The sequence below is a fragment of the Cupriavidus sp. FW305-F7 genome (assembly GCF_058782875.1).
Genome location: NZ_JBYSYC010000113.1, coordinates 1 through 2615, shown reverse-complemented (window position 1 = coordinate 2615; position 2615 = coordinate 1). Strand labels below are relative to the sequence as shown.

Genomic DNA, 2615 nt, shown 5'->3' with positions numbered 1-2615 from the left:
CCCCGCGTGGTCAAAGCCCTGCCTAAGCGCTACACCGTCCGGTTCCTCAGAAAGGACCTTAACTGAACGGCATTAGGGCAATAACGGGGTCTTTTATCGCGACTCGTGATGGCGGATTCCCTTGGCATACACCCATACTAGGCGAACGATTCACGAGTCCCCGCCTGAGCGTGTTCGCTGCTGGGAAACACTGGCCGAGCACCTTCCTCCGTATGGCAACCAGCGGCGTCGGCTGGCAGCTGGCTCCTCCGGTACGGATCGGGCAAGACCTCCAGTTGCGCCCACGGGGCGTTGTCGACGGGATCGAGATCGAGGCAGTGTTTGAAGTCGCTCGCTGCCAGGCGCGTGCCCAGAAGCTTGCCAAACGCATCGAGCTGGACCTGCGAGATCAGTCCTGCGCTTCCGCCGAGCGCTGGGCAGATGATCCACGTCGTGCCGTCCCTGGCGAAGATGCGCAAGCGCCTGACTTGGTCGGCCGGCTGGATTGCGTGCTCTTCGCTGGCGAGCCCGCCTAGCGAGAAGGCTTCGAGGTATTCGTCGGTATGGCGATGGCCCAGACAAACGACCACCTTCGGGCGCCAGCGGGCGCAGGTCTTCGCGAGAAACCGGAAGCGTTCGCCATGCCGGCACAGATCCTCGTAGCGCGTCTGTGGGACGAGTTCAGGCTGGCCTCGGAACGCTTTGGACCAAGGCGTTCGTCCATCGAGTTGGGCAGGCAGGGGATACAGGCTGAGCCTGAACTCGGCGCCCCCAGGCGCGTAGAGATGGCGCCAGTAGTATCGTTCCCAGTCGTTGTCCGCGAGCCGAACGCGCAGTGCTTCAGCCCGCGCGGCGGCCATGATGCGGGCAATGTACTGATGGCCGAGCCACTTTCCCATGTTTTCCCGCTGCTGGTGGCGGAACTCGGCGTCCCAAGCGGGCGGCGCCACACGCGGCTGCAGCGGCGCGACAAGGGGCTCCAACCAGGCGCGCGGGCTTCTGTCGCATATCCAGACGGGAGCTCTTGGGTTGCCTCCTTCCATCCCCACGTACGATGCAAAATATCGATCCAGTTCCTGACGCGTGAATACCCCTGAATGCTGCATATTATCCCTTGCTGCCTGGTGGGACCCCCATACATCCAATGCCGCAGCATGCCGCCGCCTCTGGGGCGTGCGTGCCACTGTGGTCGTTTAAAAACTCTTTCTGCAGGCGGAGTACGAACGGGATCAGTGCGCCCTCGCGGGCGGCATCCTTGTGCCGATGGGATCTCGGTATAATGGCCCGCCCGCTGCCATGTCACCGGTAATTGCTAGTCGTTTCTTAATACCGGCGATGTCAGGGCGCCTGCGTAACCGCAGGGCCAGGCCAGTACCCGCATGCCGCGCTGCCAGAAAATGCAGCCACGCCGCTTTCGATGACGAAAAGCAATGTCGACTGAATAAGAAAATACCAGCCGGCCCTTTGGTGGGGTCCAGGCTATATCTGTTCTTATGTGATTGTTGTCACTGACGCGAACTGATACTACTTTTGTATTGCCTGAGCATTACCCGCATTTCGATAGCGCGCGCCAAGGAGGAAAAATCAAGATTTCTCGAAACGCGCAGCCATGCGGTATTCCAGCCCGGCCGCATTCTTGTCCCCGATTCCTGCAATTGAGGTCAATTTACCCAAACCTGCCGGAAATAGGAATTCCAATCTTTTAAGGTCTGACATAAGTGACTTTGCTGCGCTGCGATATTTCTGGGGTTGGCTGATTTTAATCCCCCCTACGGAGGGGATTAAAATGCGGGCGCCCGAACGTAGTGCGCTCTGCGATCCATGCAAGCGTGGCTCAATATCTGAACGCCTGGCACCACATCACAACGGTGGTGTGACCGGTGCCTCGGCCTATGCCAGCCATCAGTTTTCAGAATTTCTGGTTTCTACCGGTCCACCATCGGTCGGGGCTGTCCCGCCAGGCCGGAACAAACTTATGCCACGGGGCGAGCCCTGGCTGACTCAATTCCTCAGTATCCGGCGGCGGCACGACACGGCAAGCGGTTGCGCACGCTGTGCCTGTGCGGCTATTTCAGCAACGCAGAGCTTCGCCGCGACCTGCATATGCGGCTCAGTCGCGGTGAGTCGGCGTACTCGACGACGTTTCATTTGCTATACATACTTTTGGCGGTCGTTTTGGCCTAATACTTTTTCATTAGGTGTTTAGCGCACCGCACCCCGCTCCAGTGGGGATTGATAGCATTTTCAGGGCGCCGGATAGCGGTGGCCACGGTGCCTGCCGGAGCCTCCAAAAACTACTCTCCATGGTCGGCAATGCCTTGTCCCTCAAGGCTTTGCGAGAGTCCCGAAGCCCCGAGGCGAAAGCGAAACGCGATTACCGGCATCGTCCTGAGCACCAGCGGCGCGGCACGTGCGCACCTTGTCCATAGAGCCGATTTTCCATTCCAATTCCGCCAGCTAGATTGACCTCATCGTTGGCGCCGCCAAAGCCATCTAATTTACGAAAAGCCGGTGGAAGGGGGTTCATCCATGAAACGCATCCATATGAAGCTGGCGGCCTTGCCGCTCGCCTGTCTCGTCATCACGGTCGCAGGTTGCGGGGGAGGCGGGGGCGACTCGACCTCTACCACTGCCGC

2 protein-coding genes are annotated in these 2615 nt (G+C 59.7%); both read right to left on the bottom strand.

Features of this window, described 5'->3' with window-relative positions; all coding sequences use genetic code 11:
* Positions 1-137: 137 nt before the first annotated feature.
* Positions 138-962, bottom strand: coding sequence for a transcriptional regulator (locus AC3WL8_RS39785; protein ID WP_492380243.1), 825 nt, complete (start codon positions 960-962; stop codon positions 138-140).
* A gap of 601 nt (positions 963-1563) precedes the next feature.
* On the bottom strand, positions 1564-1695 hold the full coding sequence (locus AC3WL8_RS39780; RefSeq protein WP_276522892.1) for a hypothetical protein: 132 nt from the start codon (positions 1693-1695) through the stop codon (positions 1564-1566).
* Positions 1696-2615 lie beyond the last annotated feature (920 nt).